Source organism: Parapontixanthobacter aurantiacus (genome assembly GCF_009827635.1).
In the GTDB taxonomy this organism is placed as follows: Bacteria; Pseudomonadota; Alphaproteobacteria; order Sphingomonadales; family Sphingomonadaceae; genus Parapontixanthobacter; species Parapontixanthobacter aurantiacus.
In genome coordinates, this window is the sequence record NZ_WTYW01000001.1 from 346,763 (window position 1) to 368,526 (window position 21,764).

The window sequence follows — 21,764 nt, forward strand, 5'->3', positions numbered from 1 at the left end:
GGACGTTTTGCGGCGATCCGTGCGAGCGGTCCAGCATCGCCCACGCTTCGCCCGATGAAAGTTTGGATCGCGTTGACTCGCTGTCTTTTCAGTCTATGTCCGCAGCCGGGCCACGCGGTCCCAACGCCGCGCGTGCTCTCTGCAAGGAGAGAATACATGACTGATACACCCGCTCTCAAACCGGAGCGTCCTTTCTTTTCGTCCGGCCCGACCGCCAAGTTCAAGGGCTGGTCCGCCGAAAATCTTTCCACCGAAGCACTCGGGCGCTCGCATCGCAGCGCCACTGGCAAGGCGCGGCTGAAATATGCCATCGACCTGTCGAAGGAATTGCTCGGCGTTCCCGAAGACTATCTCGTCGGCATCATGCCCGGTTCCGATACCGGCGCGCTCGAATGCGCGATGTGGACCATGCTCGGACCGAAACCGGCGACCGTCGCCGCCTGGGAAAGTTTCGGCAACGTCTGGATCCAAGACGCGGTCAAGCAGCTCAAGCTGTCCGATCTGACGACCCTCGACGCGCCCTACGGCGAAATTCCGGATCTCGCATCGATCCCTCAGGACAACGATGTCGTCTTCACCTGGAACGGGACGACCTCCGGCGCGCGGATCCCCGATACGGACTGGCTTGCCGCGGATCGCGAAGGCGTAACGATCAACGACGCGACCAGCGCTATCTTCGCGCAAGAAATGGATTGGCCGAAGCTCGATGCGACGACCTATAGCTGGCAGAAGGTCATGGGTTCCGAAGCGCAGCACGGAATGCTGATCCTTTCACCCAAGGCCGTCGAACGGATCGAAAGCTACGATCCCGACTGGCCGCTTCCCAAGCTGTTCCGCCTGAAGAAGGGCGGCAAGATCAACACCGCGATCTTCGAAGGTGCGACGATCAACACGCCATCGTTGCTCGCGACGGAAGATTACATTCTCGCGCTGGAATGGGCGAAATCGATCGGCGGACGCAAGGCGATGTTCGAACGCGCCGATGCGAATGCGAAGCTCGTCACCGACTGGATCGAGGCGACCCCGTGGCTGCGCAACATGGTCTCCGACCCTGCCAAGCGCACCAATACCGGCGTCTGCTTCGTGTTCCAGGGCGACTGGTACGAATCGCTGAGCGAGGAAGAACAGGCCGCCGTGCCCAAGAAGATCGCAAAGATGCTGGAAGAGCGCCATGTCGGCTACGACTTCAACGGCTATCGCGATGCTCCGCCAAGCCTTCGAATCTGGTGTGGCGGCACGGTGGAGCAGGAAGATCTGAAGCGCCTCTTGCCGTGGATCGAATGGGCCTATGAAGAAGTGAAGGGGGGCCGGGCATGAGCAAGCCGAAAGTCCTTATCTCCGACAAGATGGACCCCAATGCAGCGCGCATCTTCGAAGAGCGCGGCTGCGAGGTCGATGTCATCACCGGCGAGACGCCCGAGGAACTGAAGGCGCGCATCGGCGACTATCAGGGGCTGGCGATCCGGTCATCGACGACGGTCACGCCGGAAATCCTCGATGCCGCGACCAATCTGAAGGTCATCGGTCGCGCCGGCATCGGGGTCGACAATGTCGATATTCCCTATGCTAGCGGGAAGGGTGTGGTCGTGATGAACACCCCTTTCGGAAATTCCATCACCACGGCGGAACACGCCATCGCCTTGATAATGGCCTTGGCTCGCCAGATTCCTGCGGCCAACGAACAGACGCAAGCTGGCGAATGGCCGAAAAGCGCCTTCATGGGGGTGGAGGTAACCGGGAAGGTGCTCGGCCTCATTGGAGCGGGTAATATCGGTTCGATCGTCGCCAGCCGGGCGCTCGGCTTGCGAATGAAGGTTATCGCCTACGACCCGTTCCTAACCGCCGAGCGAGCGGTGGAACTCGGTGTCGAGAAAGTCGAACTCGATGCGCTTCTTGAGCGGGCCGACTTCATCAGCCTGCATACGCCGCTGACCGAAGAAACGCGCAACATTCTCAGCCGCGAAAATCTTGCCAAGACGAAACCCGGCGTCAGGATCGTCAACTGCGCCAGGGGCGGGTTAATCGACGAGGAAGCGCTGAAGGAATCCCTCGAAAGCGGACACGTCGCGGGTGCGGCTCTCGATGTCTTCGCCAAGGAACCGGCGAAGGACAGCCCGCTCTTCGGAACGAAGAACTTCATCTGCACCCCGCATCTCGGTGCTTCGACAACCGAGGCCCAGGTCAACGTCGCCTTGCAGGTCGCCGAACAGATGAGCGATTATCTGGTCAATGGCGGCGTCACGAACGCCCTCAACATGCCTTCGCTCAGCGCTGAAGAAGCACCGAAACTCGCACCTTATATGGGTCTGGCCGAAAAGCTGGGTTCGCTGGTGGGACAACTCGCTCACGGCAATCTGACCAAGATCAGCATCGAGCGTTCGGGCGCGGCTGCGGAACTCAACGGCAAACCGATTACCGGTGCAGTGCTGTCGGGCTTCATGCGCCGCTATTCCGACACGGTGAACATGGTCAACGCGCCGTATCTTGCGAAGGAACGCGGGCTCGACGTGCGCGAAATTCGGCATGATCGCGAAGGGGTGTATCACACGCTCATTCGCGTAACGGTCGATACGGAGCAGGGTCAACGCTCGGTCGCCGGCACGCTTTTCGGCAACGAAGCACCGCGTCTCGTCGATATTTTCGGTATCGGCATAGAAGCCGATCTGAAGGGGCACATGCTCTACATCGTGAACGAGGACGCACCCGGCTTCATCGGGCGCATCGGTACGCTGCTGGGCGAAAACGGCATCAACATCGGCAACTTCAATCTGGGGCGGCACAAGGAAGGCGGCGATGCCGTGCTCCTTTTGTCGGTCGATCAGCCGATCGACGCCGATGTCGTCAAGCAGGCTTGCGGCCTCGAAGGCGTGAAGGTCGTGACCCCGCTCTCCTTCTGAGGCGCGGTTCGATTGACCATGCCCATAAAGCCGATATGGCGGCGGCCATGAATCGATCGACCGACGACTTGTTGCCCATAGGGCTTGAAGACCGCCTGCCGCAGCAGGCCGCCGCCGTCACGCGCATCATGCGTGCTGCGCTGACGGCGATGGATTCCTTCGGCTATGACCGCGTGCGTCCTCCGCTTGTCGAGTTCGAACAGTCGCTGGGGCAGCGGATGCACGGTATCGACACCCGGCGAATGGTTCGTTTTACCGATCCCGAAAGCCTCCGGACGATGGCGCTGCGGTCCGACATGACGGTGCAGGTCGGACGTATCGCAGCGACCGGCCTCGCGGATGCGCCGCGTCCCTTGCGCCTGTGCTACGGCGGCGAAGTGGCGGTGCTTCAAGCCGACCAGCTCGATCCGGCCCGTCAAAGGTTGCAGATCGGTGCGGAACTCATCGGCAATGACGGGGTCGAGGCGGCCAGCGAAATCGTGTCGGTGGCGCTCGCGGCTCTGGAGCGTGCGGGAGCGCGCAACATATCGCTTGACCTGACCTTGCCCGACATCGTCGACGTACTGGCTGATCAGGCCTTTCCGCTAAAGGCCGATGACATCGCGAGCGTTCGCCGCGAACTCGATACCAAGGATGCGGGCGGGCTGGCGCAGGTTCCGGGGGGCGAGGCATATCTCCCGCTTCTCTACGCGGCGGGTCCATTCGACGAAGCAATCGCAACCTTGTCGCGCATCGACGCTGGTGGCGCTCTCGCCAGCAGGATCGAAGGCTTGCGGCAGATCGTTGACAAGATCGGAACGCGCGCTCGTGTGACCCTCGATCCGAGCGAGCGGCACGGCTTCGAATATCAAAGCTGGTTCGGTTTCACGCTCTATGCAGGCGACGCCCGCGGAGCCTTGGGGCGGGGCGGAAGCTACGCCATTCTCGGTCCGGACGAACCCGCGGTGGGCTTCTCGCTTTACGTCGATCCTATGCTGGAAGCGGTCGGCGATGAGGCCGGAGAGCAGCGACCAATCGTCTTTCTCCCGGTCGGACATGACCCGGAGACTGCGCAGCGATTGCGGGAAGAAGGTTGGCGCACGCGTGCGGCCTTGAGCAACAGCTGCGACGCAAAAGCGCTGGGGTGCAGCCACCAACTGGTGGACGACAGCCCAGCGCCGCTTTGAGTCCGGTTTGCCTTCGACGCCCTAGTCGAATGACGCCGGATCGGGACCGATTCGGCCATCCGCGCTGTCGAGCGCGTCGATCCGTTCCATCTGATCGTCCGTAAGTTCGAATTGCAGGGCAGAGAAGTTCGCTTCGATATGCGCGCGGCTCGACGCCTTCGGAATTGGCGCAAGTCCATGCTGAATGTGCCAGCGAAGAATGACGGCGGCGGCATCCTGTCCGGTCTCCTCCGCAATCTTGCCGATGACGTCCTTGCCCATTCCCTTTCCCTGGCCGAGTGGTGACCAGCTCTGCGTGACGATCCCCATTTCCTTGTGCGTTTCGCGCAAGGCGCGTTGCTGGAAGGAGGGATGCAATTCGATCTGGTTGAGCGCGGGAACGACGCCTGTCTCGTCGACCAGTCGCTTCAAATCTTCCTCACGAAAGTTCGACACGCCGATGGATTTGGCCGTGCCTTCCTCGCGCAGTTCGATCATCGCCTTCCACGTTTCGACGAACTTGTCCTGTTGCGGGCAAGGCCAGTGGATCAGCAGCATGTCGACATATTCGCGGTCGAGCCGCTTCAGGGAATTGGCAAAGGCCTTTTTAGTGCGGTTGTAGCCCTGGCTCTCGTTCCAGATCTTCGTCTGGAGGAAGATATCGCTCCAGTCGCCGATGCCTTTTCCGACCCCTTCCTCGTTCTTGTACACTGCGGCCGTATCGATGAGCCAATAGCCGACGTCGATTGCTGTCGCTACCGCGTCGGGAGCATCCTCGTTCTCGATCTGCCAGGTGCCGAAACCCAGCTGCGGGATCTGCCGGTCGTCGTTCAGGGTAAGGGTCGGATAGTTCTCGTCGCGCATGGTCAGCCTTTTCGTTGCGATTGATGTTCGACACACCAACGCAGGAGGAAGGCAATTCTATCCGAAGACGCAGACGGTTTGGCGTCCAAGCGGTTCAGGCAGAAGCCGGCTTCCATTGCTCGCGCTTGACCATGATGCCCTTGAACAGGGCGCTTGCCTTGATCTCTTCGAGCCAGCGGATGAGATGCCCCCATTCCTGAGCAAAGAACCATTCCCTGTCGGCATGGGCGAACTGCCGGACGAAGGGCATGATCGCGATATCGGTGAACCCTCGTCTATCACCGGAAAGGTAAGGCTGCTGCGCCAGTCTTTCCTCAAGTCGCGCGAGTATTTCCGTGGCAGCCCGTCGATGCTCGACGGGATCGCTGTCGTGCCGGGTCTCGTATTTGTAGCGGTCGAGGTGATGCTTGAACGGACCGTCATTGGCTTCGATCAGTGCATCGTCCTTTCGGGCAAGCCAGTCTTCAGGATCGTTTTGCGTAAGGCTCCACTTCATGATGTCGAGACTTTCCTCGAGCACTTCTCCGTCCGGCAGGACGAGGACCGGAACCGTGCCCTTGGGAGAAACTTCGAGCAAAGCGTGGGGCTTGTCGCGTAGCACTACTTCGCGAAAGTCCGGCTCGATCCCGCTGACGTGCAACGCCATGCGGGCGCGCATCGCATAGGGACAGCGCCGGAAGGAATAGAGGACCGGTTCAGCCATCCGTGCCCGTTCCTTTCGAGGCAAGCTTGCGTCCGACGTGACGCTCGCCGCGGCTCTTGGCGAGGGCCGCCTGCTTCTGCCGTTCCGAATAGCGTGCGCGCTGTTCCTCGGTCTTTTCGCCGATGCAAAGGGGACAGCTGACCCCTTCGACAAAATCAGCGGACGCAACTTCATCCGGGCCGAGCGGACGCCTGCAGGCGCGGCACAAGGTGTAGCTTCCTTCCGCCAGACCATGCGCGACGCTGACCCGCTCGTCGAAAACAAAACATTCGCCTTCCCAGCGGCTTTCCTCGGCAGGGACCTGTTCGAGATAGGAAAGAATTCCCCCTTTCAGGTGATAGACTTCCTCGACGCCTTCCTGCTTCAGAAAAGCGGTGGCTTTCTCACACCGAATTCCGCCGGTGCAGAACATCGCGACACGCGGTTTCTTGCGCAATTCTTCGGAGCGATCGCGAAACCATTGCGGGAACTGGCCGAAGCTCTGCGTTTCGGGATCGACGGCACCTGCGAACGTACCGATCGCCACTTCGTAATCATTGCGCGTATCGATGACGAGCGTGTCCGGATCATCGATCAGCGCGTTCCAGTCCTGCGGATCGACATAGGTGCCGACACTGCCGACTGGATCGATATCGGGTTCGCCCATGGTGACGATCTCGCGCTTCAGCCGGACTTTCATCCGGTTGAACGGCATCGTGGATGCCTGCGAGAACTTGACTTCAAGCTCTTCGCATCCGGGCAGGCTGCGAATGTGTTTCAGAACCTTCGCAATTCCCTCGTCCGACCCGGCAATCGTGCCGTTGATGCCCTCCCTTGCGAGCAGCAGCGTACCTTTCACGTTCATTGCCTCGCCTGCTGCGAGCAGTTCTGCGCGTATGCTTTCCGGCTGTTCGAACGGCGCGAACTTGTAAAGTGCCGCGACGAGAAAGGGCGGCTCGGCGGAAGTGATGTCGGACATGGCCCCCACATAGGCGCGGGGGAGCGTCATCGCAAACGGCGCGGCAAGGCGAGGCGCGAGAATTATGTCCGGAAACGAGGGCGTTCCGCGCTTGCCCTTGCGCCCTGCAGCGCCTAGTCGCTTGCGCGTTTGTGTCCGTCTCAGCGTAACAGGAAATAGCCCATGGCCAACGTAACCGTCATCGGTGCCCAGTGGGGCGACGAAGGCAAGGGAAAGATCGTCGACTGGCTCGCGGCGAAGGCTGATGCGGTCGTCCGGTTCCAGGGCGGCCACAATGCCGGCCATACGCTCGTCGTCGATGGCACGACCTACAAGATCAGCCTCGTGCCAAGCGGGATCGTCACCGGTACATTGTCGATCATCGGCAATGGCGTCGTGCTCGACCCGTGGGCGCTGAAATCCGAAGTCGAGAAGCTGGAGGGGCAGGGCGTCGAGATCAACGACGACAATCTGGCCGTGGCCGATAACTGTCCGCTCATCCTTCCGCTGCACCGCGACCTCGACGGGTTGCGCGAGGCAGCCGCGGGTAGCGGCAAGATTGGAACGACGGGACGCGGCATCGGCCCGGCTTACGAGGACAAGGTCGGTCGCCGGGCCATCCGCGTTTGCGATCTGGCGCATCTCGATGAGCTGGAGCCTCAGCTCGACCGGCTATGCGCGCATCACGATGCCTTGCGCGCCGGGTTCGACCAGCCGCCGGTGGACCGCGCTGCGCTGCTCGACGAGTTGCGGGAGATCGCCCCGTTCGTGCTGCGGTTCGCGCAGCCGGTCTGGAAGCGCCTGAAAAAGGTTCGCAAGGCCGGCGCCAAAATCCTCTTCGAAGGGGCACAGGGCGTCCTTCTCGATGTCGATCACGGGACATATCCGTTCGTTACCAGTTCGAACACGGTCAGCGGGACGGCGGCGAGCGGTTCGGGCCTCGGCCCGAATGCGACCGGGTTCGTCCTCGGCATCGTCAAGGCCTACACGACCCGGGTAGGGTCCGGGCCGTTTCCCACTGAACTCGAAGATGAAATCGGACAGACGCTGGGCGAGCGCGGCCATGAATTCGGCGTGGTAACGGGGCGCAAGCGCCGCGTAGGCTGGTTCGATGCGGTCATCGTCCGCCAAACCTGTGCGATTTCCGGTGTGACGGGCATCGCGTTGACGAAGATTGACGTTCTCGACGGGTTCGACAAGGTGCGTATCTGCACCGGGTACCGGTTGAACGGCAAGGTCTACGACTATCTGCCGAGCCACGCGGCGGAGCAGGCCGCGGTTGAGCCCATCTACGAAGAGATGGACGGTTGGCAGGGCACCACGGCGGGGGCACGAAGCTGGGCAGATCTGCCGGCGAATGCGATCAAGTACATTCAGCGCGTCCAAGAGTTGATCGAAACGCCGGTCGCACTCGTATCGACCAGTCCCGAGCGCGAAGACACCATCCTCGTCCGCGATCCTTTCGAAGATTGATCCTTTTTCTGCGGGATCGACTCCCGCCCGCAATTAGTCATTTCGATTCGCGACCGGTTCGTGTCGGATCGCTGCGCGCCAGCATCAGTCCGGTCGCATTCCCGACGTGGTTAAGTTCACGACAAAATGCGTTTAAGTACTCCTGAGGGCGGGGTGCAAACAGCAATGCCGTTTACCAGATGGCGCCGCGATCTACCGCTGTAATTCCTCTTGGTTTTTCCACTATGCCTAAGAAGAATGGTTAATTTCATCTTCTTTCCGACCACTATATGTTCTTGACCCGGTGTCCTTCTGTTCTAATTTCGTTCCAGAAAGAACAAAGGGAGCAAGCCATGACCTTCCAATTCGAAACGCAGTTTTTCCAAGCGCCGAGGTGCATCGCTGCACGTACCGTCGCACTCTATGCCGATGACGTAGCCTATCGTAAGAAGCTCGCCGAAGATTGTCGCGGGGCCGACCTCACGGTGATCGAAAGTGCATCGCTGACGCGGCTCGTAAGAAGTGCCGCACTTGTTGCAACAAAACGCTTCGCTGAACTCGTCTATCTCAGGATCGATGATGTCGACGATTGCGCCTATCGGGCAATCGAGATCATCGACAGCGCACCGGGACTGAGGGACGAGTGCGTATTCGTTGCCACCCATCCGCGCCACACGCCGGAAGTATTGCGCTCCTTCTCACGCCGCCGGCCGCAGGTTCATCCGATCCCGAGCAGGTGGCAACGTCTTATTCTTCTCGGACAAATCCGTTCGCGGGCATTCAATGGGGAAACGACCGATGCCTGATATCGCGACCTTGCATACCGCGCCGGCGGAACTGTCGAAGCTGCCGTCTCCCGGCCTTATTCGGCGCGTGATCAGGCAGAGGCAGGAACGTTCCGCCCTGTTCGAGGCGGATCTGTTTGCGGACCCTGCGTGGGACATGCTGCTGGATCTGGCGGCGGCCCATGCGGAAGGGCAGCGGGTATCGGTCACGTCGCTGTGCATCGCTTCTGGTGTTCCGACGACGACCGCCTTGCGCTGGATTGCGCAGCTGACGGCGAAGGGTCTGGTGGAAAAGGTCCAGGACGCGATCGACCGTCGCCGCGCCTTCGTCCGGCTGACGGACCGTAGCATTGCCGCGATCGCGCGCTATTTCAGGAACGTCGAGCCTGCTCCGGCTCTATGATTTCGGCGAACGAAGGATAAGCGTCAGGCCGTCCGGCTCATCGTCTGGATCGGTCGGTCGATGACCTGAAGGACGACGGACGGCGTCGGCACGCGCTCGGGCGAGAATTTCCGCAGGCACGTCGTCGTCGTGAAAAATCGTGTCGGCTCGCCCCAGCAGGCGTGCCTGCCGCAAGGTCAGTTCCTCCGGGTCGTGGCTCGAAAGGCGTATTTCGAAAGTCTCCGGGCGATTCTCGGACCCTGCACCTTCTAGGAAGGCCGGGAGCTTGTCGATTGCCCCGTCATCGAACGGGTCGAGTGTTCCGCCTTCGCCCAATGCCGCATCGAGCGCCTGACGGCGTGCATCTCCGTCCGGAAAGCGCCGGCGCAAGGCATCGCGCGCATCCGACAGCCCGCTCGCGAGCCGTCCTAGTTGCCTCGGCAAGAGGAGCTCGAGCCGCAAGCGCAGGTGCTTCGCGAGACCGGCGGAGGCTCCGCCTGTTCCGATCGCGATGAGAACCGGGTCGCGATCGCAGATGCTCGGAGTCGTGAAGTCGCAGAGGTTCGGCATATCCGCGACATTGACGAGGAGGCCTGCCCGCTTCAATCCCGTCGCGATGCGTGTCGCGCGGGCTTCGCCCTCGATGGCGACGAATGCGAGATGTGCGTGGTGCGCCTCGGCTTCGCTGACCGGAATTCCCCCGGCACGCTCGATCAGGCGACGCTTGGCTTCCGCCATGGCGCCTTCGCCGACGAGGACGACCTTCCGACCCTCTATGCGGTGGAAAAGGGGGAGGGACCGGATCGTCACAGCCAGTCGGGTACCCGCTCTGCGTTCATGATGCTGTCGGCGGCTATGCGGTCGGCGACGACCGCGAAACGATCCCCGTCGACCAGCACTTCGGCGACGAAACCCCGGCTGTTGTAGCTCGAGGCCATCGTCGCGCCATAGGCCCCGGCGGTGCGAAAAATGGCGAGATCGCCACGTTCGAGCCGGTCGCATTGGCGTCCGGTGGCGAAGGTATCGCCCGTCTCGCAGATCGGTCCGACTATGTTCGCCGTCATTTCTTCGCCGTCCGGCTCGACCGCCACGAAATCATGCCATGCGCCGTACATCGCTGGGCGGGCAAGGTCGTTCATCGCTGCGTCCACCACGACGAAAGGATGCACGACGCCGCGCTTCACCCGCACTACGCGGGTCAACAAAACCCCGGCATTTCCGGCGATTACGCGGCCAGGCTCGAAAGCCAGTGAAACGTCCCAATCCTGCGTCACTCGCCGGACCATCGCGCCATATTCGCCGGGACTCGGAAGTATCTCGCCGCTTTTGTAGGGGACGCCCAAGCCACCTCCGAGGTCGACCTGACGGACAGATTGACCAGATTCTCGCAGCGTTTTCAGAAGCTTGCCCAGCTTTTCGAAGGCCGCTTCTAACGGGGCGAGATCGGATAGCTGGCTGCCGATATGCATAGCGAGACCCCGCATCTCGAGGCCGGGGACCGTTGCCAGCCGCGCATAGAGGCTTGCGGCATCGCCGATAGGCGTGCCGAACTTGTTATCCGCCTTGCCGGTCGAGATCTTGTCGTGCGTTCCTGCATCGACATCGGGATTGATGCGCAGGGCACAGCGTGCCCGCATCCCCATTTCGGAAGCAATTTCAGAGAGTTCCTCGCCCTCTTCCTCGCTTTCGAGATTGAATTGGCCGATCCCGGCTTCGAGCGCGGCGCGCAATTCCGCAGCCGTCTTGCCCACCCCGGAGAACACGATCTTGGCCGGTTCCATCCCGGCGGCCAGCGCCCGGCGAAGCTCGCCAACAGATACGACATCGGCGCCATATCCCTGATTTGCCAGGACTTTCAGGACCGCAAGGTTGGGGTTGGCCTTGACCGCGAAAGCCAGCAGAGGCTCGCCACGTCCCACCCCGGCCAGAGCGTCGCGGAAGACCGCGGCATGACGCTCCAGCGTCGCCTTCGAATAGACATAGACCGGCGTCCCGACCTCGTCGGCGATACGAGACATCGGTACATCTTCGCAGTGCAAGTGCCCGTCTTTTAACTGGAAATGATCCATCTCTGTCCTGAATTTCGCTACTCTAAAACGCTTTTTACGCCTCAACAGAGGGCATTTCCGCGATGATCCACAATGGCACCTAAACAGCCCTCAATGATGTCGAGCCCGGCTCTACGGTCGTTGGTCCGTCACTCCGGCGGGATGTCGAACGGGTCGTCCTCGCGCTCTTCCGAACGGCGGCGCAATTCGGTGCTGCGTTGCGGTGCGGCCTGCGGATCGAGTTCGAGAAGCTCGGTCGAACTCGGCGGCTCGCTCGCTCCGTAGGGGACCGGCGGCAGGTCCTGACCGGGCGCGGGTTCGAGGGCGGTCTTGCGGGCGCATCCCGAAAGGGCGAGGGCGGCGACGACCCCGGCAACTATCCATGTGCGTTTCATAAGGCGATACCCAGTTGCGATGCGGCTTCCGCGACGCGCGCTCTTACCTGATCGGGCGCGGTCCCGCCATAGGAGTTGCGCGAGGCGGCAGAGGCATCGACCGACAGCGCCGCGAAGATGCGCTCGTCGATCCGTTCGTCAATCCCGCGCAGGTCGTCGAGCGACAAGGCGTCGAGCGCGACGCCTTTCGCTTCGGCCATCTTCACCGCTGCGCCCGTGATGTGATGCGCCTCGCGGAACGGAATGTCCGCCTCGCGCACCAGCCAGTCGGCGAGGTCGGTCGCGGTCGCGTAGCCCAGTTCCGCCGCCGCCCGCATCCGCTCGGTATTGAAGGTGCAGCCTTCGATCATGCCGGTCATGGCAGCAAGGCAGAGCTCCAGCAGGCCAGCCGCTTCGAAGGCCGGCGGCTTGTCGTCCTGCATGTCCTTGGAATAGGCGAGCGGCAGCCCCTTCATCGTCACCATCAGCGCCGTCGTGCAACCGATGATCCGCCCCGTATGCCCGCGCACCAGTTCGGCGGCGTCCGGGTTCTTCTTCTGCGGCATGATAGAGCTGCCGGTGGACAGCGTGTCCGGCATCCGGACGAAGCCGTAGGGCTGGCTTGCCCAGATGATCATTTCTTCTGCAAGGCGAGAGAGGTGGATCGCGCATTGGCTCGCCGCCATCAGGTAGTCCATTGCGAAGTCGCGATCCGATACCGCGTCGAGCGAGTTGCGCGTCGGCGCGGCGAAGCCCAGTTCCCCGGCCGTCGCATCGCGGTCGATCGCAAAGCCCGTTCCGGCGAGCGCCGCACTGCCCAGCGGACATTCGTCCAGCCGCTCGCGCGCCGCGGAAAACCGCGCGACGTCCCGCCGTGCCATCTCGTAATAGGCCATGAGATGATGGCCCAGCGTCACCGGTTGGGCCGTCTGGAGGTGCGTAAAGCCCGGCATGATGGCGGCGGCGTGTTCATCGGCCCGCGTGACGAGCGCCCTTTGCAATGCGAGGAGGCCAGCCGAAGCACGGTCGAGCGCGTCGCGCACCCATAGCTTGAAGTCGGTCGCCACCTGGTCGTTGCGGCTGCGGGCGGTATGCAACCTTCCGGCGACCGGGCCGATCATTTCGGTCAGCCGCGCCTCGACCGTCATGTGAATATCTTCGAGGTCCCAGTCCTCCGGCACGCCATCGCTCTCATATTCGGCGGCAATCCGGTCGAGACCGTTCAGGATGGTTTGGCTATCCGCTTCGCTGACGATGCCTGCCTTGCCGAGCATCCGCGCATGCGCTTTGGACGCCTGAATGTCCTGCCGCCACAGCGCCTTGTCGAAGGGGATGGAGGCGTTTATCTCGCGCATGATCGCGCTTGGCCCGGCGGCGAAGCGTCCGCCCCACATCTTGTTGGAGCCGTCTTGCTTCATGGCCTTTTCGCTATCGTCCTCGTTCCGCTCGTCGCTCACGCTGCTGTCCGTCCTGTTACTGGGCGCCTGCGATAATGGCGGGGAAGAGGCCGCGCAACCGCAAGGCGCGTTGCCCGCGGCGAAGCCTGCCTTGAGCGGCGAAATCGATACGGGCGAGGCGGGCAGCCTGATGCCGGCGGTCCTGCTGACGAACCCGGAAGGAGGCGAACTGAACACCGGGGCGCTTCAGGGACAGCCCGTGCTCATCAATCTGTGGGCGACCTGGTGCGGGCCATGCGTCGTGGAGATGCCGATGCTCGACACGATCGCCGCAGATTACGAAGGCCGGCTGCGCGTCGTCACGGTGAGCCAGGACCTTCGCGGGGCGGAAGTGGTCGAACCGTTCTTCAGCGAGCGCGAACTGGCGAACTTGCCTCAATGGCTCGATCCCGAAGCGAAACTCGGCGCGGCGCTGTCGGACGGGGCTGCGGGCTTGCCGCTGACGGTGCTTTACGATGCGCAAGGGCGCGAAGTCTGGCGCGTGCTGGGCGCGTATGACTGGACGAGCGCGGAGGCACGGCAGCGCATCGACGCGGCCCTCGCCGCCGAATGAAGGGCACGTCAAAAGGTGTGATAAAAGAGGGAATGGTGGGTGATGACAGGCTCGAACTGCCGACCCTCTCGGTGTAAACGAGATGCTCTATTGCTTATGGAGTTGTACGGCCTTCTACGAAGGTTCGAAATATCGTAGTTTTTCAACACTTTTCACTGGGCCGTACCTTCCTCGGTTAGATCAGGTTGCATATCGTTGGCTTACTATATGCTTACTAGAACGCCGGGAAAAGCGAAGTGAATGCGATCAAAATCACCAAGTCTGTCGTCGATGCTGCCAAGCCAGGAGATGTGGACCATTTCATCTGGGATGCGCTTCTGAACGGTTTCGGGTTGAAGGTCACACCCCGCGGCAAGAAGGTCTATGTCTTGAATTATCGGGTCGAAGGTAGCCGCCAACAAAAACGTGCAACGATTGGGCCACATGGCGCGCCGTGGACATTGCAGCAGGCGCGGAAAGAAGCCGAGCAGATACTGTTCGCTGCTAGCCAAGGAATTGACCATAATGCGGAGAAAAAGCGGCGTCGCATCGAAAGCGTCGATTTAGCGTTCGATACCTATGCCGAATTTTTCACGAACGAGTACCTTCGAGCAAACTGGCCAGGCTCATTTGATCGAGCGTCATCAGTGTTGCGGTGTCATGCAATTCCCCATTTCGGAAAGAAACCAATTACAAAGATAACGAAGCGGGATGTTGCTGAATGGTTGGACGGGCTGAAGGACAGGAATGCTACGGCAAGAAAAGCTGCTGAAGTTGTTGGCAAAATGTTTCGGTGGGCGGAGGACCGCGGTGACTTAGAACGAAGCCCGCTCGATCGAACACCAAGGCCCAAACCAAATCCCGGTCGTGAACGGTTCCTCGATGAACATGAGCTGCGCTTAGTATGGCGGGCGGCAGAAAGTCTTGACCATCCATACGGATCGATGGTGCAGTTGCTTGCCCTTTCAGGACAGCGCTTAGGCGAAGTAAGCGGAATGCGATGGGATGAGTTGAATTTCGACCAAAGCATTTGGGAAGTCCCGAAAAGCCGCACGAAATCGGGCCGGGGAAACGTGGTTCCGCTTACGTCGCAAATGAAAGCTCTGTTGCAAAAAACGCAGAACATCGGTCCTATTGTATTCAGCGTTTCCGGCTCCAATCGGTTGGGAAACTTGGCACGGCTAAAAAGACGGCTAGATGCGAAGATCGATGAACTGACGCGGGAAGAAGGCACGTTGCCGATTGAACATTGGACGCTTCACGACCTTAGACGAACTGTGGCAACGGCACTTCAAAGGTTGGGCGTTTCGCCAGATATGATCGAAGTCATTCAAGGCCGGACGCTGAAGCTCGGAGCAGGGCAGCGGTATCAACGCTATGACTATCTGCCGGAGAAGCAAACTGCCATGGCAAAATGGGACGCGTATCTCGCACAAATAACAGCCGAACAGTGTGCTGAAGAGTCGTCTTCCTAACAGAACGATCCTCTCACGCCCTCTCGTAAGGCCATTTAGCGATGATTTTCGCGCCTGGTTTCTCGTTCAGCACGCTGAATGACTGAGCTTCATTTCGTTGAAACCGTTGCTAAATTTATTCCGCGCGTATTCCGCGCGTATTTCGCGCGTATTCCGCGCGGAAATTGCGCGCATTACCCTCTTCCAATCCTCTTGCAGTCGCGCATTTTTCTCTGGCTCATCCAACGATGGGCAGCGCGATCCAACTGGATACGCTTACGTCAAACGAACCTGGAGATGAGAAATGGTTTTGGAAGATTTCCCACCAAACATGCGAACGCGGCAGGCCGCTCTATACCTCGATATTTCGGAAAGCTTGCTGGAGAAACTGCGCGTAGTTGGCGGTGGTCCGCCCTATGCAAAAATTGGCCGAAGTGTCGTTTACCGAAGGCATGCCCTGGATGCTTGGCTACTTGAAAGCGAACTGACCAGCACAAGCGATCGACAATTGGCGGCATGATTTGGAACGAAAAGTGGCAAAAACGAAAAACCGAAAACGCGCTGTCGATAAGACCGGTCGCAATAAGCACGAAAAGTTCGTCATGCTGGAATCGTTCCTGCTTAAGTCGGCCGCATATCGACTTCTATCTCCGCAAGCTCGCGCCTTGTTGGTCGAATTTCTCCATCTTTATAACGGCGTCAACAACAGGGAGATTTACATGTCACAGAGGCAGGCTGCCGACCTGCTTAACGTCAAGATGCATCGAACCGCCGGAAAATATATTCAGGAATTGGAAGAGAAGGGTTTCGTGCGAACAATTGTGAAGGGGAGTTTCGACAACAAGCAGCCATTGGCGTCGGTCTACGAACTTACCATGAAAGATGTGGGCGAAAGGCATGCAACCAAAGATTTCATGCGTTATCGTCCGACAGATAAGGAAAAACGGCGTATGCAAAATATGCGCCTGCCGTGGTTAGAAAAGCGACCAACTGGGTTGAATAATCTACCCAATGGGTTTCTCGACGTAGGCAGAAATCAGCCCCGTCACGATGAATTCTCAGATGCGAACGTGGGCGAAATATGCTCCACATATAATATACCAGCAGAGGGTGATAACTCCGGCGACGACCAGCTTAGAGACGCGGCTTAGAACTGTTAAATGAAGCGGGGTCGCATCAAAGCGGCCCCGTGCTTCGTATCTGACAAAGCGGTGTCGAGATGGGCAAACATTTGCTGGACGAGATAGCGGTCTTTTTGGCTTGATACCGCCTTCCTCTTGCGACGTTCTACAAAGTCAGACGAGAAAGGCTTTCTCAAAGCTCATAACGCTACCAAGTTTGAAAACGCCGCTTTTCTCACCCCACAACCCCCTAGCATTCGCAACGAGCCGTTCGGCTCTGTAGGCCAATTGCGGCCACCTGATAGGGAAATGATAGGGGTCACCTTCCCTATTCAGATTTTTACCCGTTGCGGTTAGAGCGGACAGCTTGAGGAACGAGGGAGGAATCGCTGCACATGTTCGAGCAGACGTTCAAAAACATTGATGACGTACTGTGGAAGGAAGCCGGTTGCACAACGGAGCTGGACTACACCGAACAAACATCGTGGATGCTGTTCCTCAGGTATCTCGACGATCTGGAAGCTTCGCGCGAACTGGAAGCCGAACTGGACAGCAAGTCCTACTCCCCGATCTTCGATAAGCAGCACCGCTGGTCGAGCTGGGCCGCGCCAAAAGATGCCGACGGTAAGTTCGACCATGACCGCGCCTTGGTCGGGGACGATCTAATCGATTTCGTCAACGCCGATCTTTTCCCTTACCTGCAAGGATTCAAAGCGCGAGCTGACAGTCCCGATACGATCGAATACAAAATCGGAGAGATATTCGGCGAAATCAAAAACAAGTTTACGAGCGGCTATTCGCTGCGAGATGCCTTGGAATTGATCGACAGGCTGTCGTTCCGCTCGCAGGATCAAAAGCACGAGCTTTCGCACCTCTACGAAGCCAAGATTAAGAACATGGGCAATGCGGGCCGCAACGGCGGCGAGTATTACACGCCTAGGCCGCTCATCCGGGCCATGATAGAGGTGGTCGATCCGCAGGTCGGCGAAACCATCTATGATGGCGCTTGCGGTTCTGGTGGCTTCCTGTGCGAAACCTACGAGTACCTTCGCGCCAAACCGAACCTTGGCACCGCTGATCTTCGAACACTGCAAGAGCGGACTTTCATTGGGAAGGAGAAGAAAAGCCTCGCCTACGTCATCGCGACGATGAACATGATTCTGCATGGTATCGAGGCACCAAACCTGATCCATACCAACACGCTGACCGAAAATGTCATGGACCTTCAGGAAAAGGACAAGTTCGATATCGTGCTGGCCAACCCCCCTTTCGGCGGCAAGGAGCGGAAAGAGGTCCAGCAGAACTTCCCGATCAAGACGAGCGAGACGGCCTTCCTCTTCCTTCAGCATTTCATTCGTTCGCTGAAGGCGGGCGGTCGCGCTGCCATCGTCATCAAGAACACCTTCCTCTCCAACACCGACAATGCCAGCGTGGCGCTACGCAAGGAGCTTCTCGAAAGCTGCAACCTTCACACCATCCTCGACATGCCAGGTGGCACCTTCCTGGGGGCGGGCGTGAAGACGGTGGTGCTGTTTTTCGAGAAGGGCGAGCCGACCAAGCGCGTTTGGCATTACAAGCTCGATCCGGGCAGGAACATGGGCAAGACCAATCCGCTTAACGACGACGACCTAGCGGAGTTTGTGAAGCTCCAGTCGGACCGCGCCGATAGCGACAAGAGCTGGACGGTGGCAATCGAGGATATCGACAAGAGCAGCTTCGATCTGTCAGTTCGCAATCCGAATGCGCCGGAAGAAGCGCCACTCCGCTCGCCCGATGAAATCATCGCAGAGATGAAGAAGCTGGACGAAGAAAGCGCGAAGATCATCGCTCAGATCGAGACAATGCTCTGATGGTTGGTTGGCCGGAAGTTTCGCTCGATGAGCTGGTCGATATTCAGAATGGTTATGCTTTCGACTCGAAACGTTTCGACGTATCCAGTGGAATGCCGCTCATCCGTATTCGCGACCTAAAGGATGGCCATGCTACGACACTCAGGTTCGACGGCGAGTATGATAACCGCTTCGTCGTTACTTCAGGTGATTACTTGATCGGAATGGACGGCGAATTCGCCTGTTATCAGTGGCACGGACCGCCCGGATTACTCAATCAGCGAGTCTGTAAGCTTACGAACTTTTCGTCCCGGCTGGACCCGCGATTTCTATTTTATGGTATCAACAAACATTTGAAGGAGATTGAAGACCACACTACCTTCACGACAGTCAAGCATCTCTCGTCTAAGAAAATCAAGGCGATAGCGCTACCTCTTCCTCCCCTCGCAGAGCAGCGGCGGATCGTCGCAATTTTAGATGAGGCTTTTGCTAGCATCGCGACCGCCACAACGAACGCCGAGAGAAACTTTGCGAACGCGCGGGAATTGTTTTCATCTTACCTCGCGACGACGTTTTGCACAGATACGCCAAATTCAAAGTATGACGAAGCAGCTGTCGAACCGGAGCCAGCGAAGAAGCGGGTGTCGCCTCGGCGAAGCCATGAACAGACTTCTACGGGCGGTCGAGAAGCAACTTCCCGTCCAATCCAAGGAAGGCGTGCGCTAGGCGTCGGGCCACAAAGGTCGTTGCCTCCACGCGGCTGGGAATGGAGAAGGCTAACTTCAATCGCGAGACTTGAATCAGGTCATACACCCAGCAGAAGCAAACCGCATTATTGGGGTGGCGAAATTCCTTGGATCGGCATTCGGGACGCCAAATTGCATCACGGCGCAACGATCAATACGACGAAAGAAAGAGTAACGAACGCAGGTATTGAAAATTCCTCAGCACGTATCCTCCCGAAGCATACGGTCTGTCTTTCAAGAACTGCTTCTGTCGGATATGTAGTCGTCATGGGGGAGGAAATGGCGACCAGTCAGGATTTCCTAAATTGGGTATGCATGGAGGAAATTTCGCCGGAATTTTTAAAATTCCTATTCTTGGCTCAGGGTGAGGATATATTACGTTTCTCGAGTGGTTCAGTCCACCAGACGATATACTATCCTGAGGCGAAAGCCTTTTCAGTTTGCGTTCCGTCCTTAGAGGAGCAGCGAAGCATCGTTGACAGGACCAATGTATTGAAGGCGGCTAGTACCCGGCTCGAAGAGAAGTACGAAGCCTTGCTGGCCGAATTGACTGTTTTAAAACAGACTTTGCTAGCCCGAGCATTTTCCGGCGAACTAACCGGCCAACCGCAAGCCGCAGCTGCATGAACGAGGCCGAAACCCGCGCCGAGTTGATCGATCCGGCCCTGCGGCTGGCGGGATGGGGCGAGGTTGCGGAAAGCCGGGTGCGGCGCGAATGGCTTATCGCGCCAGGTCGTAAGATCGGAAACAACAAGCGAGCGAAAGCGCAAATTGCGGATTATCTGCTGTCATACCGCAATCAGAACCTCGCCGTCATGGAGGCGAAGAAGCGCGACGCCATTGATACCGAAGGCGTCGGTCAGGCGAAGCTATACGCCGAAAAGCTACAGACCCGATTTGCCTACTCGACAAACGGCAAGGGCATTTACCGGATCGACATGGCCACCGGCGACGAAGGCTATGTCGAACGATACCCGACACCTGAAGAGCTTTGGAACGCGGTATTCGCGGAAGAAAACGCCTGGCGCGACCGCTTCGCCGCTATTCCTTATGAGACGCGAGGCGGCACATACGAGCCGCGCTACTATCAGGACAACGCCATCGAGGCGGCGCTGGACGCCATCGCGAAGGGCGACAGCCGCATCCTGCTGACATTGGCGACCGGCACCGGGAAAACTGCCATCGCCTTCCAGATCGCCTGGAAGCTGTTTCAAGCCCGCTGGAACCTGCGTGATTGGAAGGCCTCAGAAAAGCCTACGCGCCGCCCAAGGGTGCTTTTCCTGGCCGACCGCAACATCCTCGCCAACCAAGCATATAATAGTTTCTCGGCCTTCCCTGAAGACGCCCTGGCGCGTGTAGAGCCAGCCGACATTCGCAAGAAGGGCAAGGTGCCGAAGAATGCCAGCATCTTTTTTACGATCTTCCAGACCTTCATGTCCGGTACGGACGAAGCAGGCGGACCGCAGCCTTACTTCGGCGATTACCCTTGCGACTTCTTCGACTGCATCATCGTTGACGAATGCCATCGAGGCGGCGCGAATGATGAAAGCACATGGCGGGAGATACTGAACCATTTCTGTCCGGCGGTTCAGATCGGCCTCACCGCGACACCTAAGCGCGACAACAACGTCGATACCTACGCTTATTTCGGCGAGCCGCGCTACGTCTATTCGCTAAAAGAGGGCATCAGTGACGGCTATCTGACGCCGTTCAAGGTCGTGCAGCTAGCGACGACCATCGACGAATATTTTTACACCGAAGACGACGACGTTCTGGAAGGTGAGATTATCGACGGCAAACGCTACACGGAAAGCGACTTTAACCGGAACATCGAGATACGCGAGCGGGAGGAATATCGCGTTCGTACCTTCATGTCGAAGATCGGACCGAAGGAAAAGACATTGGTGTTCTGCGCGACGCAGGATCATGCGGCCTTGATCCGCGACATCATCAATCAGAACAAGCAAAACAGCGACCCGAATTATTGCGTTCGTGTGACGGCGAACGATGGCGCGATTGGCGACCAGTTCCTGCGCCAGTTTCAGGATAACGAGAAGACCATCCCTACCGTCCTGACGACTTCGCAGAAGCTTTCAACTGGAGTGGACGCGCGAAACGTCCGTAACATCGTTCTGCTGCGGCCCATCAATTCGATGATCGAATTCAAACAGATCATCGGGCGAGGCACGCGATTGTATGAAGGCAAGGACTATTTTACGATCCTCGACTTCGTGAAAGCGCATCAGCATTTCCAAGACCCGGAATGGGATGGCGAACCGATCGATCCAGAGCCTAGCAAACCGAGGATATCGAAGCCGGATAGCGAGGAAGGGCCGGCAGATGGCTCAGAAAGTGCGGAAGACGAGGAACGGCGTCCGACACCGAAGAAGGTCAAGATCAAGCTTGCTGATGGCAAGGAGCGAACCTTTCAGCATATCGAAGCGACGATATTCATGGGGCCGGATGGCAAGCCCCTCTCAGCGGCGCAGTTCATTGAATCCCTCTTCGGACAACTGCCCTCGCTGTTTCGTGACGAAGTCGAGTTGCGGGAAATTTGGAGCGATCCAGAAACTAGGAAGGCACTGTTGTCCGGCTTGGCTGACCGAGGCTTCACTGGCGAACAGCTCGATGAAATCCGCAAACTAACAAAGGGTGAAGACAGCGACTTGTTCGATGTGCTGGCGTTCATCGCCTACGCCAAGACGCCTACGCCCAGGGCCGAGCGGGTCGAGAAACGCCGTGCTGGTATCCTCTCGCGATACGACGAGAGGACGCAGGAATTTCTTGATTTCGTACTTTCCCATTACGTCGAGGAAGGCGTTGACCAGCTCGACACCGACAACCTCAAGGGGCTATTAACGCTGAAATACGGCAGCACCCACGACGCGGCTGTGACGTTAGGCAGCATGAAGGACATCCGACGAAACTTCGTGGAATTTCAACGCGAACTGTATCAGCGCGAAAGCGGCAAAACGACTTAGGAAGCGGATCAAACATCGAAAAGCTCAAAGTTCCGCATTTTGGGGAATGCTATTGAC

General features: G+C 58.8%; 20 protein-coding genes. 13 read left to right on the forward strand and 7 right to left on the reverse strand.

All coding sequences use genetic code 11. The features are described from left to right. Positions 1 to 156: 156 nt before the first annotated feature. The 3 genes from GRI38_RS01630 to GRI38_RS01640 are packed head-to-tail and all read left to right on the forward strand — an operon-like array spanning position 157 to position 4,063. Positions 157 to 1,317, forward strand: a complete 1,161-nt coding sequence (locus GRI38_RS01630) for a phosphoserine transaminase (RefSeq protein ID WP_160681263.1) — start codon at positions 157 to 159, stop codon at positions 1,315 to 1,317. Continuing rightward, entirely contained in the window at positions 1,314 to 2,897 is a 1,584-nt protein-coding gene (gene serA, locus GRI38_RS01635) for a phosphoglycerate dehydrogenase (protein WP_160681264.1), read from the forward strand. Before GRI38_RS01630 ends, serA begins: the two co-directional genes overlap by 4 nt. 47 nt (positions 2,898 to 2,944) lie before the next feature. Next, positions 2,945 to 4,063, forward strand: coding sequence for an ATP phosphoribosyltransferase regulatory subunit (locus GRI38_RS01640; protein ID WP_160681265.1), 1,119 nt, complete (start codon positions 2,945 to 2,947; stop codon positions 4,061 to 4,063). Between the two features lie 21 nt (positions 4,064 to 4,084). On the opposite strand, the gene GRI38_RS01645 is transcribed toward GRI38_RS01640, so the two are convergent. From GRI38_RS01645 to trhO, 3 genes are all read right to left on the reverse strand, one after another. Further along, on the reverse strand, positions 4,085 to 4,906 hold the full coding sequence (locus GRI38_RS01645) for an aldo/keto reductase (RefSeq protein WP_160681266.1): 822 nt from the start codon (positions 4,904 to 4,906) through the stop codon (positions 4,085 to 4,087). A gap of 94 nt (positions 4,907 to 5,000) precedes the next feature. Then, positions 5,001 to 5,609 carry a glutathione S-transferase gene (locus GRI38_RS01650; RefSeq protein ID WP_160681267.1) on the reverse strand — a complete coding sequence of 203 codons (609 nt, stop codon included), beginning with the start codon at positions 5,607 to 5,609 and terminating at the stop codon, positions 5,001 to 5,003. Next, complete coding sequence (gene trhO / locus GRI38_RS01655; RefSeq protein WP_160682401.1) at positions 5,602 to 6,567, reverse strand: oxygen-dependent tRNA uridine(34) hydroxylase TrhO; 966 nt, start codon at positions 6,565 to 6,567, stop codon at positions 5,602 to 5,604. Before trhO ends, GRI38_RS01650 begins: the two co-directional genes overlap by 8 nt. Before the next feature lie 162 nt (positions 6,568 to 6,729). Here trhO and GRI38_RS01660 point away from each other — a divergent pair, with 162 nt between their 5' ends. The 3 genes from GRI38_RS01660 (at position 6,730) to GRI38_RS01670 (ending at position 9,186) form a co-directional block, all read left to right on the forward strand. Beyond that, positions 6,730 to 8,019 (forward strand): adenylosuccinate synthase, encoded by a 1,290-nt coding sequence (locus GRI38_RS01660; protein ID WP_160681268.1) that lies wholly within the window; start codon positions 6,730 to 6,732, stop codon positions 8,017 to 8,019. A 332-nt stretch (positions 8,020 to 8,351) separates the two neighbouring features. Next, positions 8,352 to 8,804 carry a hypothetical protein gene (locus GRI38_RS01665; RefSeq protein WP_160681269.1) on the forward strand — a complete coding sequence of 151 codons (453 nt, stop codon included), beginning with the start codon at positions 8,352 to 8,354 and terminating at the stop codon, positions 8,802 to 8,804. Continuing rightward, the gene (locus tag GRI38_RS01670) at positions 8,797 to 9,186 is read left to right on the forward strand and encodes a winged helix DNA-binding protein (RefSeq protein WP_337191223.1); all 390 of its coding nucleotides are present in this window, start codon (positions 8,797 to 8,799) and stop codon (positions 9,184 to 9,186) included. Before GRI38_RS01665 ends, GRI38_RS01670 begins: the two co-directional genes overlap by 8 nt. On the opposite strand, the gene GRI38_RS01675 is transcribed toward GRI38_RS01670, so the two are convergent. The 4 genes from GRI38_RS01675 to argH all read right to left on the reverse strand — a co-directional run bounded on the left by GRI38_RS01675 (position 9,181) and on the right by argH (position 12,981). Continuing rightward, on the reverse strand, positions 9,181 to 9,975 hold the full coding sequence (locus GRI38_RS01675) for a precorrin-2 dehydrogenase/sirohydrochlorin ferrochelatase family protein (protein ID WP_337191224.1): 795 nt from the start codon (positions 9,973 to 9,975) through the stop codon (positions 9,181 to 9,183). The genes GRI38_RS01670 and GRI38_RS01675 overlap by 6 nt on opposite strands. Then, positions 9,972 to 11,234: a diaminopimelate decarboxylase gene (gene lysA, locus GRI38_RS01680; protein ID WP_160682402.1), complete on the reverse strand. Its 1,263-nt coding sequence runs from the start codon at positions 11,232 to 11,234 to the stop codon at positions 9,972 to 9,974. The genes GRI38_RS01675 and lysA overlap by 4 nt, the downstream gene beginning before the upstream one ends. A 128-nt stretch (positions 11,235 to 11,362) precedes the next feature. Next, complete coding sequence (locus GRI38_RS01685) at positions 11,363 to 11,608, reverse strand: hypothetical protein (protein ID WP_160681271.1); 246 nt, start codon at positions 11,606 to 11,608, stop codon at positions 11,363 to 11,365. Continuing rightward, positions 11,605 to 12,981, reverse strand: a complete 1,377-nt coding sequence (gene argH / locus GRI38_RS01690) for an argininosuccinate lyase (protein ID WP_160682404.1) — start codon at positions 12,979 to 12,981, stop codon at positions 11,605 to 11,607. The genes GRI38_RS01685 and argH overlap by 4 nt, the downstream gene beginning before the upstream one ends. A gap of 22 nt (positions 12,982 to 13,003) precedes the next feature. Here argH and GRI38_RS01695 point away from each other — a divergent pair, with 22 nt between their 5' ends. The 7 genes from GRI38_RS01695 (at position 13,004) to hsdR (ending at position 21,707) form a co-directional block, all read left to right on the forward strand. Further along, entirely contained in the window at positions 13,004 to 13,597 is a 594-nt protein-coding gene (locus GRI38_RS01695) for a TlpA family protein disulfide reductase (RefSeq protein WP_160681272.1), read from the forward strand. 236 nt (positions 13,598 to 13,833) lie between these two features. Next, positions 13,834 to 15,051 carry a tyrosine-type recombinase/integrase gene (locus tag GRI38_RS14255; protein WP_160681273.1) on the forward strand — a complete coding sequence of 406 codons (1,218 nt, stop codon included), beginning with the start codon at positions 13,834 to 13,836 and terminating at the stop codon, positions 15,049 to 15,051. A gap of 310 nt (positions 15,052 to 15,361) precedes the next feature. After that, positions 15,362 to 15,550 carry a helix-turn-helix transcriptional regulator gene (locus GRI38_RS14315; protein WP_419880262.1) on the forward strand — a complete coding sequence of 63 codons (189 nt, stop codon included), beginning with the start codon at positions 15,362 to 15,364 and terminating at the stop codon, positions 15,548 to 15,550. 13 nt (positions 15,551 to 15,563) lie between these two features. Beyond that, the gene (locus GRI38_RS01710; protein WP_160681275.1) at positions 15,564 to 16,181 is read left to right on the forward strand and encodes a hypothetical protein; all 618 of its coding nucleotides are present in this window, start codon (positions 15,564 to 15,566) and stop codon (positions 16,179 to 16,181) included. Between the two features lie 365 nt (positions 16,182 to 16,546). Next, complete coding sequence (locus GRI38_RS01715) at positions 16,547 to 18,001, forward strand: class I SAM-dependent DNA methyltransferase (RefSeq protein ID WP_160681276.1); 1,455 nt, start codon at positions 16,547 to 16,549, stop codon at positions 17,999 to 18,001. Continuing rightward, positions 18,001 to 19,353: a restriction endonuclease subunit S gene (locus GRI38_RS13875; protein ID WP_202389817.1), complete on the forward strand. Its 1,353-nt coding sequence runs from the start codon at positions 18,001 to 18,003 to the stop codon at positions 19,351 to 19,353. The genes GRI38_RS01715 and GRI38_RS13875 overlap by 1 nt, the downstream gene beginning before the upstream one ends. Beyond that, positions 19,350 to 21,707, forward strand: coding sequence for an EcoAI/FtnUII family type I restriction enzme subunit R (gene hsdR / locus GRI38_RS01725; RefSeq protein ID WP_160681277.1), 2,358 nt, complete (start codon positions 19,350 to 19,352; stop codon positions 21,705 to 21,707). Before GRI38_RS13875 ends, hsdR begins: the two co-directional genes overlap by 4 nt. Positions 21,708 to 21,764: the final 57 nt, after the last annotated feature.

What these genes read in the sequence shown, in the direction of transcription:
- GRI38_RS01630 (WP_160681263.1), top strand. Translation starts at nt 157, where the DNA reads ATGACTGATACACCCGCTCTCAAACCGGAGCGTCCTTTCTTTTCGTCC.
- serA (WP_160681264.1), top strand. Translation starts at nt 1,314, where the DNA reads ATGAGCAAGCCGAAAGTCCTTATCTCCGACAAGATGGACCCCAATGCA.
- GRI38_RS01640 (WP_160681265.1), top strand. Translation starts at nt 2,945, where the DNA reads ATGAATCGATCGACCGACGACTTGTTGCCCATAGGGCTTGAAGACCGC.
- GRI38_RS01645 (WP_160681266.1), bottom strand. Translation starts at nt 4,906, where the DNA reads ATGCGCGACGAGAACTATCCGACCCTTACCCTGAACGACGACCGGCAG.
- GRI38_RS01650 (WP_160681267.1), bottom strand. Translation starts at nt 5,609, where the DNA reads ATGGCTGAACCGGTCCTCTATTCCTTCCGGCGCTGTCCCTATGCGATG.
- trhO (WP_160682401.1), bottom strand. Translation starts at nt 6,567, where the DNA reads ATGTCCGACATCACTTCCGCCGAGCCGCCCTTTCTCGTCGCGGCACTT.
- GRI38_RS01660 (WP_160681268.1), top strand. Translation starts at nt 6,730, where the DNA reads ATGGCCAACGTAACCGTCATCGGTGCCCAGTGGGGCGACGAAGGCAAG.
- GRI38_RS01665 (WP_160681269.1), top strand. Translation starts at nt 8,352, where the DNA reads ATGACCTTCCAATTCGAAACGCAGTTTTTCCAAGCGCCGAGGTGCATC.
- GRI38_RS01670 (WP_337191223.1), top strand. Translation starts at nt 8,797, where the DNA reads ATGCCTGATATCGCGACCTTGCATACCGCGCCGGCGGAACTGTCGAAG.
- lysA (WP_160682402.1), bottom strand. Translation starts at nt 11,234, where the DNA reads ATGGATCATTTCCAGTTAAAAGACGGGCACTTGCACTGCGAAGATGTA.
- GRI38_RS01685 (WP_160681271.1), bottom strand. Translation starts at nt 11,608, where the DNA reads ATGAAACGCACATGGATAGTTGCCGGGGTCGTCGCCGCCCTCGCCCTT.
- argH (WP_160682404.1), bottom strand. Translation starts at nt 12,981, where the DNA reads ATGTGGGGCGGACGCTTCGCCGCCGGGCCAAGCGCGATCATGCGCGAG.
- GRI38_RS01695 (WP_160681272.1), top strand. Translation starts at nt 13,004, where the DNA reads ATGGCCTTTTCGCTATCGTCCTCGTTCCGCTCGTCGCTCACGCTGCTG.
- GRI38_RS14315 (WP_419880262.1), top strand. Translation starts at nt 15,362, where the DNA reads ATGCGAACGCGGCAGGCCGCTCTATACCTCGATATTTCGGAAAGCTTG.
- GRI38_RS01715 (WP_160681276.1), top strand. Translation starts at nt 16,547, where the DNA reads ATGTTCGAGCAGACGTTCAAAAACATTGATGACGTACTGTGGAAGGAA.
- GRI38_RS13875 (WP_202389817.1), top strand. Translation starts at nt 18,001, where the DNA reads ATGGTTGGTTGGCCGGAAGTTTCGCTCGATGAGCTGGTCGATATTCAG.
- hsdR (WP_160681277.1), top strand. Translation starts at nt 19,350, where the DNA reads ATGAACGAGGCCGAAACCCGCGCCGAGTTGATCGATCCGGCCCTGCGG.